Annotated in this window: 13 protein-coding genes; 5 read left to right on the top strand and 8 right to left on the bottom strand. The window is 61.2% G+C overall.

The features are described 5' to 3' along the window. Window positions 1-759: 759 nt before the first annotated feature. Both DL1_RS20735 and DL1_RS04175 read left to right on the top strand, forming a co-directional pair. Entirely contained in the window at window positions 760-954 is a 195-nt protein-coding gene (locus tag DL1_RS20735; RefSeq protein ID WP_051693304.1) for a hypothetical protein, read from the top strand. A 27-nt stretch (window positions 955-981) separates the two neighbouring features. Beyond that, the gene (locus tag DL1_RS04175; RefSeq protein ID WP_051693303.1) at window positions 982-3,882 is read left to right on the top strand and encodes a Hint domain-containing protein; all 2,901 of its coding nucleotides are present in this window, start codon (window positions 982-984) and stop codon (window positions 3,880-3,882) included. A gap of 254 nt (window positions 3,883-4,136) precedes the next feature. Here the strand turns inward: DL1_RS04175 and DL1_RS04170 are convergent, their stop codons facing one another. Then, a complete protein-coding gene (locus DL1_RS04170) occupies window positions 4,137-4,613 on the bottom strand; it encodes an Lrp/AsnC family transcriptional regulator (protein ID WP_038062835.1) in 477 nt (158 codons plus the stop codon). 143 nt (window positions 4,614-4,756) lie between these two features. Between DL1_RS04170 and DL1_RS04165 the strand changes: the two genes are divergently transcribed. Further along, window positions 4,757-5,794 (top strand): zinc-dependent alcohol dehydrogenase family protein, encoded by a 1,038-nt coding sequence (locus DL1_RS04165; RefSeq protein WP_038062833.1) that lies wholly within the window; start codon window positions 4,757-4,759, stop codon window positions 5,792-5,794. Between the two features lie 78 nt (window positions 5,795-5,872). Here the strand turns inward: DL1_RS04165 and DL1_RS04160 are convergent, their stop codons facing one another. The 6 genes from DL1_RS04160 to DL1_RS04135 all read right to left on the bottom strand — a co-directional run bounded on the left by DL1_RS04160 (window position 5,873) and on the right by DL1_RS04135 (window position 12,294). Further along, window positions 5,873-6,943, bottom strand: a complete 1,071-nt coding sequence (locus DL1_RS04160) for an ABC transporter ATP-binding protein (protein WP_038062830.1) — start codon at window positions 6,941-6,943, stop codon at window positions 5,873-5,875. A 1-nt stretch (window position 6,944) separates the two neighbouring features. Next, a complete protein-coding gene (locus tag DL1_RS04155; protein ID WP_038062827.1) occupies window positions 6,945-7,937 on the bottom strand; it encodes a glycoside hydrolase family protein in 993 nt (330 codons plus the stop codon). Window positions 7,938-7,943: 6 nt separating this feature from the next. Continuing rightward, the gene (locus DL1_RS04150) at window positions 7,944-8,822 is read right to left on the bottom strand and encodes a carbohydrate ABC transporter permease (protein WP_038062824.1); all 879 of its coding nucleotides are present in this window, start codon (window positions 8,820-8,822) and stop codon (window positions 7,944-7,946) included. Between the two features lies 1 nt (window position 8,823). Next, on the bottom strand, window positions 8,824-9,891 hold the full coding sequence (locus DL1_RS04145; protein ID WP_038062821.1) for a carbohydrate ABC transporter permease: 1,068 nt from the start codon (window positions 9,889-9,891) through the stop codon (window positions 8,824-8,826). A gap of 68 nt (window positions 9,892-9,959) precedes the next feature. Beyond that, entirely contained in the window at window positions 9,960-11,222 is a 1,263-nt protein-coding gene (locus DL1_RS04140) for an ABC transporter substrate-binding protein (protein WP_038062818.1), read from the bottom strand. 1 nt (window position 11,223) lies between these two features. Beyond that, window positions 11,224-12,294, bottom strand: coding sequence for a LacI family DNA-binding transcriptional regulator (locus DL1_RS04135; protein WP_038062815.1), 1,071 nt, complete (start codon window positions 12,292-12,294; stop codon window positions 11,224-11,226). Window positions 12,295-12,773: 479 nt separating this feature from the next. Here DL1_RS04135 and DL1_RS04130 point away from each other — a divergent pair, with 479 nt between their 5' ends. Continuing rightward, window positions 12,774-14,387, top strand: coding sequence for a thiamine pyrophosphate-binding protein (locus DL1_RS04130; protein WP_038062813.1), 1,614 nt, complete (start codon window positions 12,774-12,776; stop codon window positions 14,385-14,387). A 229-nt stretch (window positions 14,388-14,616) separates the two neighbouring features. After that, complete coding sequence (locus tag DL1_RS04125; protein WP_342726694.1) at window positions 14,617-14,958, top strand: hypothetical protein; 342 nt, start codon at window positions 14,617-14,619, stop codon at window positions 14,956-14,958. 222 nt (window positions 14,959-15,180) lie between these two features. On the opposite strand, the gene DL1_RS04120 is transcribed toward DL1_RS04125, so the two are convergent. Next, complete coding sequence (locus DL1_RS04120) at window positions 15,181-15,783, bottom strand: SDR family oxidoreductase (RefSeq protein ID WP_038062811.1); 603 nt, start codon at window positions 15,781-15,783, stop codon at window positions 15,181-15,183.

Below are 15,783 nucleotides of genomic sequence, written 5' to 3'. Positions count from 1 at the left end.
TTTGCGTCTTTCAAAAAAGGAGACTCCGGCCCCACGCCCCCCGAACGGGGGCGCACGACCGGCAGCGCAACATAGCACTGCGCCGCGCTCTTGTCTGAAGATTCAATCGACCCGAAAGCGTGCGGCAGGCGGAAACCTGCGTGCGCTGAGGAGGCTTTGCCCTCTGTGTGGGGGGAGCGAGAGCTCTCTGCCGCAGATCAGCGGGCGGCGTCATGCAATTTTGACGCAAAGATCACCGATGCGTGCCCTTGCCGCTCCGCGATTTCGCAAGATCAAGGTCGGCTTCTCGCTCTCCGCGCCCGCGTTGCCCCATGCCGACATTTCGTCATCCGCAATTGTCCGCGAGATGTGCCATTGGCCGCCCGTCTTGCGCAAGATCTAGACATGCAGCGGCTTCGAGATGCCGCACGATCCATCGAAAAATTGCCGATCCGTCAGGGGAAGAGGCCAAGCTCATGCCAAAGCGCGCCGATTGCGGAGGCATCCGCGCGCTCAAAAGCGCTCCAATACGCCGAGAAGAACGCCCTTGTCTCGGTCTCGACGGTTGGAGCTGCCTCGGACGGCCATTTATTGACAGCAGGCGCTCTGTGAGCGCCCCGGACAACTCCCGCCAAACCGGTACAAACTGTCTTAAATCCGCGCCAAATAGTTAGCGCAGAAGGTCAATTTCGAAACCTTTTCCCGCAATAATCCTAATCGCGTAAGACGCGTGTCGCAAACCCGATGCCATAGAGGCGCTCATCAATTAGGACCTTTGGCGTGGCAACCATATTTGACGTAATCTATCTGGGCATTGGGGTCGATATAGACCCCACAGAGGGCGATAATACGACGGATAACGCCAGCGCTTTGGTGGGAAATACCTATGGCAGCGTCGGCGATCCGCTCTTTGAGCATATCGCCAGATTTTCGCCCGGCAGCACTGGCTTTGGCAGCAACGACCCCACCTTATAAGATACGAATAACAGCGCATCGAACGATATGTTCCGTATCGACGGTGGCGTCGATCAGTCGCTTGATGGCCTCGCGGTCTATAATGCGACGATCACATATCTTGATGGCAGCACGGCACCCATCACAGCGGTCGTCTTTCAGGACACCAGTGGGAACCTGTATCTGGCGCCGGAGCCCACCTATAACGCCGATCAGGCGGCACTTGAGGCCAGACCGATCCGTTCTCTGACACTTGACGGTCTCTCAGCCAATGACGGCGCCCTGATCGCCGAGAGATGTGATGGCCATTTCGCGACCCCTGGCAGCGTCGAAGGCAGCGGTGGCGACGATTCAATGGGCGTGGGCTTTACCGACAGCGAAGGCGATCAGATTGACGGGACCGATGGCAACGATGACCTGATCCAGGGCGGCGATGGCAATGACACGATCATTTCGGGGCAGGGCACAGATACCGTCTATGGTGGGGCTGGCGATGACGTAATCGGCGATTGGTTGGGCGATACCGGGGACAAGGCCTATTACGGGCAAGACGGCAATGACAGCGTCACGGGCCAGAGCGGTGACGACCTCATCTCTGGCGGTGTTGGGAATGACACATTGTCGGGCGATGCCGGGTCGGACACCATCCTCGGCGGTGACGGGGTCGATTTCATTCTGATCACAGACGACCATCAATACGATTGGATCGATGGCGGCGAGGGCGGTGCTGATCACGATCTTCTCGTCTATTCGAATTGGATCTCCACCAGTGGTGTTACGGTTACCTTTTCGGGTGATGAGGCGGGCAGCTATTCCTATGCCGGGGTCGGTGCCAATGCCTGGGGGGATTTTCTCAATATCGAGCAGGTGATCGGGACATCCTCGGACGATGTCATCGATGCCTCTGCGTCGCGTGTCTACCAAGAACTGGATGGAGGTGCCGGCGCGGACACCTTGCTTGGGGGATCGGGCGACGAGTCGCTTCATGGCGGCAGTGGCGAGGACAGTCTGGTCGGCGGGGCCGGAAATGACAGCCTTATGGGCGCAGATGGCAACGATGTCATCGGCGGCTTCTTCGCGAACGAGGCCGGAGACGATCTGATCGACGGTGGCGCGGGCAGCGACACGCTGGCAGGCGGCGATGGCCGCGATACGATCCTCGGCGGGACCGGGGCGGACTGGATGTTCGGCAATGAAGGATCCGACCTGTTCCTCATCGAGGACGATTTCGGCGCCGACACGATTCAGGGCGGGGAGGATGCGACCGGCGTGGACCGCATCGACGCATCGGCGCTGGGGGGCGGCGTCGACGTGGTTTTCACGGGCGCAGAGGCCGGATCGCTCACCGACGGTTTCGACACGCTCAGCTTCACTGAGATCGAAGCCTTCACCCTGACGGGCTTTGCCGACATCTTGAACAATTCCAGCCAAAGCGTTTCGGTCCATGTCGATGGCGGGGCAGGCGACGACGCGCTGATCGCAGGATCGGGCAACGACACGCTGATCGGCGGCGCAGGCAATGACTCGCTCCGCGGCTGGAACGGATCGGATCGTCTCGACGGCGGCGCTGGCGACGATCGCCTCACGGCCGACGGAGGCAATGACACTCTGATCGGCGGCACGGGCAACGATACAATCGGGCTCTGGAGTGGCGATGACAGCGTCGATGCGGGCGACGACGCCGATTTGATCGAAGTCTACAGCCTCGACGATGATACCATCGTCGGTGGCGAAGGTGGTCTCGACGACGACTCGCTGAAAACCTTCATCACCGGCCCGGTCACCGCGACCTATTCCGGAGATGAGGCGGGTACGATCACCGATGGCATGGGCACGCTCACCTTCCATGAGATCGAAAATCTTTTCCTGTCCGAGCAGGATGACAGCTTGCTTGGGGCATCAGACAGTGCCGGGATCTACGCCAAGGGACGCGCGGGCGATGATCTGATGATCGGCGGGTCCGGCAATGATACGTTTTATGGTGGCGCAGATGGCGACACGCTCGCGGGGGGCGACGGCGACGACAGCCTCACGGGCGACGACGGCAACGACCTCTTTGTCTTCAACGCCGGTGACGGCAATGACACGATCACCGATTTCAACGTCGGAAACACCGGCTCGCTCCGCGATGCGGACAGCACGAATAACGACTTCATCGATCTCTCGAATTTCTACGACGATATCTGGGAGCTCTATGGCGATCAGGCCGATGACGGCATCCTGAACCAGTCGAACACGGCTGACATCCATGGCAATGCCATCGATTATTCTGATAACACTGCGATGGAGGGCAGCGTTACATTCACGGGCGCGAGCGCAGATAACACCAGCTTTACCAGTGAAAACACAGGCGTCGTGTGTTTCACCTCCGGCACCGCGATCCGCACCCCGCAAGGCGACAGGCTGATCGAGGCGCTTTGCGTGGGCGATCTGGTCACCACTATGGACAACGGCCCGCAGCGCATTCGCTGGATCGGGCGCAAGCATCTGGATCATTCCGCCCTGTTGAGACATCCCAAGCTGCGACCGATCCTGATCCCGAAGGGCGTGCTGGGCTGCGAGCGCGATCTGCTGGTCTCACCGCAGCATGGCATGCTCCTGGGCCGCGATACTCTGGTGCGCGCAAAACATCTGGTGGAGGCGCCGAAATCGCGCGTGCGGATCGCCCATGGCCGCAGATGCGTCACCTATATTCACCTGTTGTTTGACGCGCATCAGATTGTTTTTGCCGAGAATGCCCCCTCAGAGAGCTTCTATCCCGCGGCAATGGCAGAAAGAATGCTCGACCCTGCCGCCTTGGCCGAGCTGCGCGCCCTGTTTGACCTGCAAGACGCGCGGCCGGAGGACCGATGCGCTATTGCAAGCCGCTACGGAGAGACCGTGCGGCCGTTTCTTGCAAGAAAATCCCTCCCCGAGCGCTTCGGTCATATTGCGCCTGCAGCGGGTTGACGCGTCGAGCAGGGGGGCCGCCGCACAGGGGCGCGCAACCAGTCGCGACCCGGCAGCAAGCAACATTTCGCGCGAAAAACTGCGTATCGCCTGACGCACCGCGCACGGCTCCGGTCGGGAAGTCGCCTCAGGTTTGCGCAGCTTCCATCATGCCTCTGCCGCGTTCGGTGCGCGGGGCTTTCAAAGCGGACACCGAAATACCGCGGCCTATGCCACCGCCCGCCATTTGCCCTGCGTGTCGAGGCACGTAGCCGTCATCTCTCGCCGTGTGTGATCGGCAAATGGCTCGAAGATTTCATTTCGCGCAATGACAGGTTCGACCGGATGCTGGTCACTCCGGGCAATCTGCGCAGGGTGGTCTCCACGAAGGTGCTGTAGTCGTCGAGATCGCGCGCGACGGCGATGAGCAGGAAGTCATCGGCCCCGGTCGTATTGTGGCAGGCCAGGATGTTGGGCGAGGTCTCGATGATGCGCTGGAATTCCGCCGTGGCCGCTGCGTCATGTTCCGAGCAGCGCAGCTGCACAAAGGCCATGACCCCAAGCCCGATCTTTCGGCGATTGAGCCGGGCTTGGTAGCCCTCGATGATGCCGCTCTCCTCCAGCCGCTTCAGGCGCCGCCAGCAAGGCGTCTCGCTCATAGACAGGTGCTCGGCCAGCTTGGCATTGCTCATGCGGCCATCGTCCTGAAGCAATTTCAGGATCTCGGCATTGACTGAGTCGATCTTTGTCACGGGGCAGAGTCTCCTTCTGGATGAAGAAATTTGAGTTGGTTCTACCTTCATATTCGCAATGCCGGGAAAGATTGGCAAAGGTCTTTCCCCGGATATGGCTATGATACCGGAAATCATTTCTATACCCGCGAGGAGAGACACCGATGAAAGCCGTGCTGTTCGAGGCGTTCCAACAAGCCCCCAAACGCGTCACTGTGCCCGATCCGACGCCCGAGCCGCATGGCGTCGTGCTCAAGGTCGAGGCAACCGGTGTGTGCCGGAGCGACTGGCACGGCTGGATGGGGCATGACAGCGATATCGAGCTTCCCCATGTCCCGGGACACGAGCTGGCCGGGCGGGTCGTGGCCATAGGCAAGGACGTCAGCAATTGGCGGGTGGGCGACAAGGTCACTGTGCCGTTCATCTGCGGCTGCGGCAGCTGCTCGGAATGCCATGCCGGGCATCAGCAGGTCTGCCTCCATCAGGAACAGCCGGGCTTTACCCATTGGGGCTCTTTCGCCGAATATGTGGCCATCCATCAGGCCGATCTGAACCTCGTGGCTTTACCCGAAACCATGGAGTTCGCCACTGCAGCCAGCCTTGGCTGCCGGTTTGCAACCTCCTTCCGCGCTGTGATCGATCTGGGCCGCGTCAGCGCGGGGCAGTGGGTGGCGGTGCATGGCTGTGGTGGCGTCGGACTGTCGGCGGTCATGATCGCCGCCGCCGCCGGTGCAAATGTCATCGGCGTCGATCTCGATCCGGCGAAGCTGGATTTGGCCCGTGAGCTTGGCGCGGTGGCGGTGATCAATGGCCGCGACGGTGATGTGCCCGCGGCGATCCACGAGATCACCCGCGGCGGGGCGCATGTCTCGCTCGACGCCCTCGGTCATTCGGTGACGATGACCAATTCGATCCTCTGCCTGAAACGGCGGGGCAAGCATATTCAGGTGGGCCTGATGCTTGGCGAGCACGCTGCCCCCACCGTGCCGATGCCCAAAATTGTCGGGCAGGAAATCGCGCTGCTTGGCTCGCACGGCATGCAGGCCCATCGCTATGGCGCGATGCTCGATATGGTGGCCTGCGGAACGCTCGACCCGGCGCGTCTGGTCGGGGATCGGATCACCCTCGCAGACGCGCCTCAGGCTCTGATGGAGATGGACAGGTTCCAATCCGTCGGTGCCACGGTCATCACGCAGTTTTAAGGTGGACAGGATCCGGTGACGTTGGCGACCGACGCGGGAATGCCGCGCGAGATCGTCAACGTCACCGAGCCTCGGCCCTCATTCGTCGGGGTGGAACAGATGCGTTCGGGCAGGCTCAAACGCCAGATCGATCCGTTCGCCCCGCTCGAATTGCTTGTCTTCGCTGAACGCGGCGATCAGGCTCTTGCCGTTTTGCATGGTCAAATCGACGACCGTTTCACTGCCCAGCCGTTCGACGAGAGACACCTGTCCGTGCAAGATGCCCTGATCGGGGGCGCAAGCGGTGACATATTGCGGGCGCAGGCCCAGCAGGCCGGTGTCGCCGGGCGCGAAGCTGCGCCCGCGCACAGGCACGATGATCGGCTCCATGGAGCTATGCGCCACCTTGGCAGTCTCGCCATCGGCCTCGACGATTTCGACCTCGAGGAAGTTCATCGACGGCGCCCCGAGGAAACCTGCGACGAACCGGTTGGCCGGGTTGTGATAGAGTTCCATCGGCGAGCCCGCTTGCATCACGAGCCCGTCGCGCAGCACCACGATCTTGTCGGCCAGCGTCATCGCCTCGACCTGATCATGGGTCACGTAGATCATCGTCGCACCGAGCTGTTTGTGCAGCTTGCCGATCTCCATGCGCATGTCCATCCGAAGTGCGGCGTCGAGATTGGAGAGCGGCTCGTCGAACAGGAACACCGTGGGGTTGCGCGTGATCGCACGCCCGATTGCGACGCGCTGGCGCTGACCGCCTGAAAGCTGGCTGGGGCGGCGGTCGAGCAGATGCTCCATCTGCAAGATCTCGGCGGCGCGCTGCACCTTCTCGGCCTTCTCGGATTTCGATGCGCCCGAGATGGTCAGCCCGAAGGCCATGTTCTCGCGCACGCTCATATGCGGAAAGATCGCGTAGCTCTGGAACACCATCGCCACGCCACGTTCGCGGGGCTGCACGTCATTGACGCGCTTGCCGCCGATCTCGAGCGTGCCGCCCGAGATGTCCTCGAGCCCCGCGATCATCCGCAAGAGCGTGGATTTCCCGCAACCCGAGGGGCCGACGAAGACGCAGAACTCGCCATCCGCAATGTCGATATCGACGCCGCGGATCACCTCATGGGCGCCATAGTTCTTGCGCAAGTTTTGCAGCTTGATGCCCGCCATGTCATTTCCCTCCCTGCTGGGCGTCGGGATCGATTTGCAGATAGCCCTCTGCGTCCACGAGAACGGGCTCCGGGTCGCGGATCTGGCCGATGAACTGGTCGCGGCCATTGTCGTCGAACCCCATGATAACCAAGCCCTCGTCGGTCTTCAGGATGCGTGCGGCATAGCGGCGGCACGGGTTTGCGCCATCGAGGAAGCCGGGCGCGATCCGCCATGGCCCGCGCGGGTCGTCCGCGATCAGGTAATGGTTGCCGGTCACCGGGGTCATGCCGGTCTGAGTGATGCGCGCGCGGCTCCAATGCTGGGCGGCGGTGCAAAACAGGCAGTACCAGCGCCCCTCCACCTCGAAGACCTGCGGCACTTCGAGCTGGCCGAACCCGCCGATGAAGACAGGCGGCTGCAATTCCCAGTGGATCAGATCGGCAGAGGTGGCAAAGCCGATGGCACCTGCGGCATTCGCCTCCGCGATGCCGGGCGCGCGGGCGGTGAAATACATCAGCCAGCCATCGCCCGCCGGATCACGCATCACCCAAGGGTCGCGCATCGCCCGGTCGTGCCAGTGACCGACCATGTGTTCGGCCTCATATTGCGCGGCGTTGGGGCCCGTCAGGTCGAGGCAGAGCCCGCAGTCCACGCGCTCCCAGTTGTTCAGATCCTGCGAGGTCGCGTGACCGATGCGCTGATAGAGCGCGCCTTCGGATCTCTGGCCGCCCGTGTAGAACAGGTGCCACAGCCCGTCATCGTCGCGCACCACCGACCCGGTCCAGGTGACCATGTCGTCCCAGGCCGGGGCAGGGGCGGGCGACAGCGAGGTGCCCAGATGGTGCCAGTTGATCAGGTCGTCTGAGACCGCGTGGCCTTGGCTGACGTTGAAGTGGCGCAACTCGGGATCGCCGAGCGCCTTATCGGCCTTGAGAAACCAGGCATGCCAGCGTTGCCCGTCATGGGCATACCAGCTGTCCCAGACCCATTGCTTGTCGAGTGCGAGAACCATGTCGGATTATCCTTTCACGCCGGTCGAGGCGATAGAGGCGATGAACGCCTTTTGAAGCACGAGATAGAAGGCGAGAACCGGCACCGTGATCAGCGTCAGGTAAGCCATGATCTCCCCCCAGGCGGGGTTGAGTTGGAAGAAATACTGCAGGCCGACCATCACCGGACGGTACTGCTCTTGCTGCACCACGATCAGCGGCCAGAGATATTGGTTGTACATGACGAGGAATTTCAGGATCGCGGCGGTCGCGATCACCGGACCCGAAAGCGGGATCACCACGCGGCGATAGATCTGGAACCAACTCGCACCCTCGACACGGGCCGCCTCGATCAGCTCGCCGGGCAGGCCTTTGAAATACTGAACGAAAAGGAAAATCGTCAGCCCGTCCGCGATCCAAGGAATGATCTGGACGCGGTAGCTGTCAAGCCACCCCCAGCTCAGCCCGTCCAGTCCCAGCCAAGGCAGTTTCGACACTTCCAGCAACAGCGGGATTGCGATCGTCTCGAAGGGCACGATGAAGGTCGCGAGTATGATCGAGAGCATCAGGTCGCGCCCGCGCCAGTGCAGGAACACGAAGGAGAACCCGGCCAGCGAGCAGATCAACAGCGACAACAGCACCGTCGTCCCGGTCACAAAGATCGAGTTGAAGACGAACAGCCCCACGGGGGCGCGTTCGAAGGCGCCGGTGTAATTGTCGAGGCTAAGCTGGCCCACCGGGAGGAAGGCGCGCAAGCTCGAGGAGTCGCGCAGCAGCGCATCGCTGGGCTTGAAGCTGGACATCACCATGAACAGCAGCGGCAGCACGAAGATCAGCGCGATCAGGATCAGCACGAGATAGCGCACGCCCAGCCGCAAATTACGGTTGTCAGAACCAATGACACTCATTTCAGCGCTCCCTTGTCAGCCAGCGTTGGATCATCGAGATCACCAGAACGATCACGAACAGGATCACCGAGATCGCCGAGCCGCCCGCGATGTTCTGCATGCCATAGCCGCGTTGCACCGCTTGGAAGACCAAGGTCTGGGTTGAATCGAGCGGCCCGCCTTTGGTCATCACGTCGATCTGCGCAAAGATCGCGAATGCCTGCATGGTGATCACGATCAGCACCAGCACGGCGGTGTGGCGCAGCCCCGGCCACGTGACATAGCGGAAGGTCTGCCATTTCGACGAGCCTTCGATTGCGGCGGCCTCGTAGAGCGTGGGCGGGATCGTTTGCAGGCCCGACAGCCAGATCACCATATGAAAGCCTACCGCCTGCCAGATCGACATCGTGATGATCGCGCCAAGTGCCGTATGTGGATTGCCCAACCAGTCGACGGGCTGAAAATGCCCGAAGCTGATCAGCGAGAGCATGTTGTTCAAAAGCCCGTTCTGCCCCGAATAGATGAAGCGCCAGAGCAGCGAGACGACAACGATCGAGACCACCACGGGCATGAAGTAGATCGTGCGGAAGATCGTGATCCCGCGCAATTTCTGGTTGATCAGCAGCGCAAGGCCCAGGGCGATTGCGGCCTGCACCGGCGCCACCACGAGCACGACGATGCAGGTGTTGAGCAGCGCTTTCCAAAAGACGACGTCGCTTGCGATCACCACATGCGCCGTATCGCCCGAGACCCAGCGGAACCATTCCTGCATGCCTCGATATTGCGGCGTGTCGGGGTTGCGCGTGATTGCACGCAGGCGGGGAAATTCGGTCTCGCCCTCGGCATTCGTGATAACCTTGCCGGCGGCATCGGTCTTGGCCTGCAGCTTGACCACCGCGATATCGAGCATCTGGCGATAGTTCTCGAGGCCGACAAAACGCGTTGGATTGGGCGAGATCAGCCGCTGGTTGCTCAGCGAAAAGCCGACGCCCAGAAAAAATGGTGTGATGATGAAGGCAAGGATCAGCCCGATGCCCGGCAGGGCAAAGGCCCATCCCGCCCGGTTCGCGGAAGTGAGCGACGAGCGCATGGCGCGGTCTCCCGGTTTCGGGGTGTGGGGGATGAGGGGCGCGCAAGGCGCCCCCGATGCGTGGCGGTTCAGTGCGTCTTGTAGCCGTCGTTGCGCTTGATATCGGCGTCGATCTGGTCGGTGGCACCGTCAAGCGTGTCGGTCACATCCGCCCCGTCCGCGATATCGGCTGCGGCCTTCTGGAACACCTTGGATTCGACGACATAGCCGGGGGTAACCGGACGCTTCTCAGCTTGCGCGGCGGACAGGCCATAGAACACTGCAAGTGGGCCACCGTCGGCATACATCTGGGTCATCTGCGCGGCCGATTTGGTGGCCGGGATCAAGCCCAACGCCTCTGAGAAGTCGGCGAGATACTTGTCCTGCGTCGCGAATTTAATAAATTCCGCTGCGCCCTCTGGATGCTTGGAGCTGGCCGAAATCCCGAACTGCCAGGAGGCGGCGCCGATCTTGGAGCCATGGCCGAAATCGGGGGCAGGCAGGAATTCGACATCCTTGACCTTGGCCATCGTCTTGACCGCATTCCAGTTGCCGTTCCACGAGAAGGCGTATTTGCCGTCGATGAAGCCGGTCTCATGCGCGGCCGGGTCTTGGCTGGTGCCCGGTACCAGCTTGTCGGTGAACAGCGATTGCCACCAGTTGCCCCAAGCGATCGCATCCTTGCCGTTGAGCACCCCTTCCGCGCTGTCATAGGTCTCGCGGTTGATCAGCCCGCCGCCGAAGCTTTGGAGGAAGGGAAGGAACGCATAAGAGTACCACTCGCTTTTATCCGACATGCCCAGATCGATTGCGTAGTCGAACTTGCCGCTCGCCTTCGCGGCCTTCAGCGCATGCATGAACTCGTCCTTGGTCCAGGGCTTGTCCAGCGTCGGCGTGCGCAGGCCCAGCTCTTTCATAGTGGATTTGCGCGCATAAAGGGCCACGGCGGCATCCCACAGGCCGATCGAATAAAGCTTGCCGTCATAGATGCCCTTGGTGCCGGGCAGGAAAGCCTTGAAGTGATCTTGGGGGATCGGCAGCGGCTGCAGATAGCCCGACCAAGCCCAGTTCGGCATAACAGGACCGTCCATATCAAGGATGTCTGGCAGCTTGCCTGCCAGCGCGGCCGCCGTCACAGAGCCATTGTAGCTGTTTTGCGGAAAGCTCTGCAGCGAGACCTTGTAATCCGACTGGCTCTTGTTGAAGTCGTCGATGATCTGGTTGACGATTTTACCTTCCACCTTGTTGCCAGCGCCATGATACCACATCGTCAAATCGGTGGTCGCGAAGGCAGCACTGCAGAACCCGGTGGCGGCGATGACCGCCCCGGCCGTTACGTTCAATAGTTTCATGTCATCCTCCCTTGGATGTCTGGCGATCTGGTTCGAGGTCGATCACGGAGGAGCGCCAGAACACGCCGCCCTCCACACGCACGGGCTCGTGCGGGGGGGAGGCTTTCTCCGTGATCATGGAAAGCAAGAGCTTCGCCGCACGCCGCCCCATCTCTGCATAGGGCAGCTCGACGGTGCTCAGCGTTGGATAGAGCGTTTCGGCGATTGCACGGTAATTGTCGAAACCGGCGACCGAGATTTCCTCGGGCACGCGGATGCCGCGCGTGCGCAAAAGACCGTAGAGCCGCATCGCCATTTCGTCATTGCCGCAGCAGATGACGCTTGGGCGCCGGGGGAGGGCGAGAAACCGATCAAGCGCCTCGCTCAGCCGCTGATGCGCGAAGGCATCGCTGTTTCGATAGCCGATTTCCACCAATTCCGGCTCATAGGCGATGCCTGCAGCGTCGAGCGCCGCGCGATAGCCCGCGACGCGAAGCGAGACCGCATCCATTGCCGGATCGAGCGTTAGGAAGCCAATCCGTCGGTGCCCATGCGCGATCAGGCGCTCGACAAGGCTGCGTTGGCAGGCTTCGTCATCGGGCAGGATCGCGGGCGTCGCCTCGGCGTCGTAGCAATTGGCGAGAACGAGCGGGCAGTCCGGGGGGGTGGGCTCGAACGCCACTTTTTTGTGGTAGTCTGCAACATAGATCAGCCCTTCGACCCGATGCTGCTGAAAGGTCCGCAGAAGAGAGGGCACCTTCTCAACTTGCCCCGCCGTATCGGCGATCATCAGCGTCAGGTCGCGTTCCGCCACGATCTGTTGGATGCCCTGCAAGATGAAAAGGTCGGGCAGCCCTTTCGGGTCGGCCAGTTCCGCCGTGCGCGAAATCGCCCCCGTCACAACGCCGATCAGCCCCGATCTGTTGGAGCGCATCATGCGTGCAGCGCTTGAGGGAACGTATTTCAGCTCGCGAATGGCGTTTTCCACCTTATCGCGCGTCTTTTTGCCGACGGGCGCATCCCCGTTCACAACCCGCGACACCGTCTTGGGTGAAACGCCAGCCAGTTTTGCTACATCGTAAATCGTCGACAAGACGGCCTCCTCCCAAGCAGGAAAATCGCTGCGAGTCCCAAAAGACATCGATGTCATACAGCGAAAATGTCATCGATGTCAATCTTGTGAATCGAGCTCTGTAAAGAGGGGCGAGCCTCTATTGTTTGCCGCAAGCAGTGCCGGGCGGCCTGCCGCATACAAATGGAGTGCATGCCAGATCCGCCGCGCTTCTGCGGTGAATATTCTCTGAGCGAGATGTCGACGCGCATATTTGGCGCAGTCAGAAAAATCTGCGGGGTTCGCCCGAGATAGGCTGACAAGATCACTGGTGCTCTAAGCGCTGAGTCGGGGATCACTGCGTCGGTGCGCCGTCATGCGGAACTTGCGCGCTGATGTGATATTTCATGCGCGATCTGTTCCATATCTATCTAATATCCTATCAATTCTGCGCATTTTCCGCGCCATTGCTGCGCTACAGTTTCAGGTGACCTGTTCACAAGAAACCGAAGAGCCGCAAAATGTACGTTTACCAATCCATCGCCCAATCTCTTGCCGATCACAGCCTCGACACGATGTTCGGGCTTATGGGGGATGCCAATCTCTTCATGGTGGACCATTTCGTGCGTGACACCGGGGCAAGCTTCGTCCCCGTGGCCTATGAGGGAAGCGCGGTTCTGATGGCGCTGGCCCATGGGCGCGTTGCGGGCAAGGTCGGCATCGCCACGATTACCCATGGCCCGGCCCTGACCAACTGTGTCACAGCCCTGACCGAAGCGGCCCGCGCCCATATTCCGATGGTTTTGCTGGCGGGTGATACGGCCGTGTCGAACCCGCAGAACCTGCAAAACATCGACCAGCGCGAGACGGTCAAGATCACCGGGGCAGGGTTCGAGCAACTGCGCGCGCCCGAGACCGCGTCCTATGACGTGGCCCACGCAATCTACCGCGCGCAGGTGGAAAAGCGGCCCATCGTGTTGAACATGCCGGTCGATTTCATGTGGCAGGAGGTCGAACACATCCGCCATGTCTTCCCGGCCTACACTGCGCCCGCCTATGTGCCCGAAGGTGATGATCTGGACCAAGCCATCGGCATGATCGCCAGCGCGAAACGCCCGATCATTCTGGCGGGGATCGGTGCCAAGGATTCGGTTGCGCAGATCAAAGCGCTGGCCGACCGTCTGGAGGCGCCGCTGGCCACGACGCTCAAGGCCAAGGGGATGTTCAAGGATCACCCCTATAACATCGACATTTTCGGCACGCTCTCGACCCCTGCGGCCTATGAGGCGATTGGCAAGGCCGATTGCATTATCGCCTTTGGGACGTCCCTGCATCATTTCACCACCGATAAGGGGGCGTTGATGAAGGGCAAGCGGGTCATCCAGATCAACGACACCGTCACCGAGGTGGCCAAGAATTTCCACCCCGATGCGGCACTTGTGGCCGATGCGGGGCTGACTGCGGACAATATCCTGTGGTGGCTGAATGAGGCCGAGATCCCCGGCAGCGGATTTACATCCGAGCTCGACATCCCCGCGCTGACCGCCCATCCCAAGGGCAACCCGGAGAAGGCGGCTGCGGGATATGTGAATTTCGAATATGCCTTGGACCGGCTGGAAGAGGCCTTGCCGAAAGATCGCTTTCTCACCACTGATGGCGGGCGCTTCATGACCGAGGTCTGGTGCCGCATCTCTTGCCCGAACGCGCAAAGCTTTTTCGCCACCACGAATTTCGGATCGATCGGGCTTGGGCTGCAGGTCGCGATTGGCGCAGGCTATGCCGTGTCGGATCGCCCCGTCGTGCTCTTCACTGGCGATGGGGGTTTCATGATGGGCGGTCTCAACGAGTTCAACACCGCCGTTCGGATGAAGCAGGATCTGATCGTGATCGTGGCGAATGACTCTGCCTATGGGGCCGAGCATATCCAGTTCCTCGACCGCAAGATGGACCCCGGCCTGACGATGTTCGACTGGCCCTCTTTCGCGCAGGTCGCAACCGCGCTGGGCGGGCAAGGGGTGCGGGTCTCCTGCAACGAAGACCTCGATAAGGCGATTAACGCGATTGAGACCCGGGACAAGCCGCTGCTGATCGAGTTGCAGCTGGATCCGAACGATGTGCCACGCATGCGGATGTGACTTGAGCGGGAGCAAGACGACGCGTTTGGCCGGGGCGCATGCGCGGCCCTTGCCTGCGGTTTGTCGTCTTGTCCTCACGCTGCACAAAGAAGCAGGGCCGGAAAGGGAGCGGGCTGGGCATGCCGCACTGCGGGCCAGCGCCTTGCCAAACTTGATCTCGACCGCCTCCGGCCCAATATAGTCAGGAGAGTAAGATCCCACCGATTGACCAATCGGTGGGACTAGCACCATGATGATGGTTCCTTGCACCAACATCGGCCAGACGGACCGCGACACCCAAGCCCGTCTTTGCCATACATCCTTAAGGAGGTCTGCTATTAACGCTCAGTTGCTTGCTGCTCTGATCCTACTGCCTTTCCTGTTCGTGGCCCTCTATGCGGGCATTCACGAGTATCTGCGTTTCAGATCGGAGGGGAGTTCGAATTACGGCCTGATCTTCGATGAAGAAACAGGCACGTCATATGTGACCAGTATCGCCGATGCGGAGGAGAGCTTTGACCCTGAAGATTTTGATCCCAACGATTACAACGACACCGAGACGGGCGAGGTAAAGGCCGAGAACCGATCCTGACGGGGGCCAGTCCTTGGCGGATCGGGGCGGTTGCGCGCCGTTTGGAGATGTGCGCATCAATGCGGACGCGGTGGAGCGCTAGGCGCAGAGTGCCTGACCGTGGCCTCAAGCGGCCATAAACCGAGACAGTGTTTTGCGGCCTTCTGGCGCTCTCGCGTCTCTGCCGCCTGAACCGTGTCAGAGGGGCCGCGCCAAAAGAGACCGCCCCCACATTTTCACATATCAGGCCGACTGCATGTCCAGCGCTTTGCCATCATGCTTGCCGGTTGTGGCGGCCTCGGCCAGCACGGCTGCCACATCGGCGCGGCTGGCCTTGGCGGTCCGGTCGACCTGTTCGCCAAGCACGATCTCGGCACTGCGCGCGTCGTTGGTCAATGAGACCGGACGCAGGATCGCATAGGTCAGCCCTGAGGCCTTGAGATGTTCATCGGCGGCGTGCTTGGCCTTGAGGTAATGCGCGAGCTTCCCCGTCGGCTCGGATTGATCCGCCCCGATGGAGCTGAGCATGACGAAGCGGGCGACGCCTGCCTCTTTCGCCAGATCGACCAGCCGCATTGCGCCCGCGCGGTCGACCTTCTCGGTCATCTCCGGCCCGGTCGAGCTTCCCGAGCCTGCGGCGAAGATCACGACATCGACGCCGTCACAGATGCCCGGTTGCAGGTCGGCCAGATCTCCGTGCCGCAGATCGGTGCCCTCGGGCAGAGCGCTTGTGTCAGAGCTTTCGCGCACCAAGGCGCTGACCTTGTGGCCCTGATCCAGCAGGATCCGGGTCAGGAGCACGCCGGTTTTGCCGGTCGCACCGGCGATGAGAATGGTCTTGGTCAT

Origin of the sequence: Thioclava dalianensis (assembly GCF_000715505.1) — a bacterium.
GTDB classification, from domain to species: domain Bacteria; phylum Pseudomonadota; class Alphaproteobacteria; order Rhodobacterales; family Rhodobacteraceae; genus Thioclava; species Thioclava dalianensis.
Note: the sequence above shows the minus strand (reverse complement) of the source record. Positions and strands in the feature narration are given on the sequence as shown.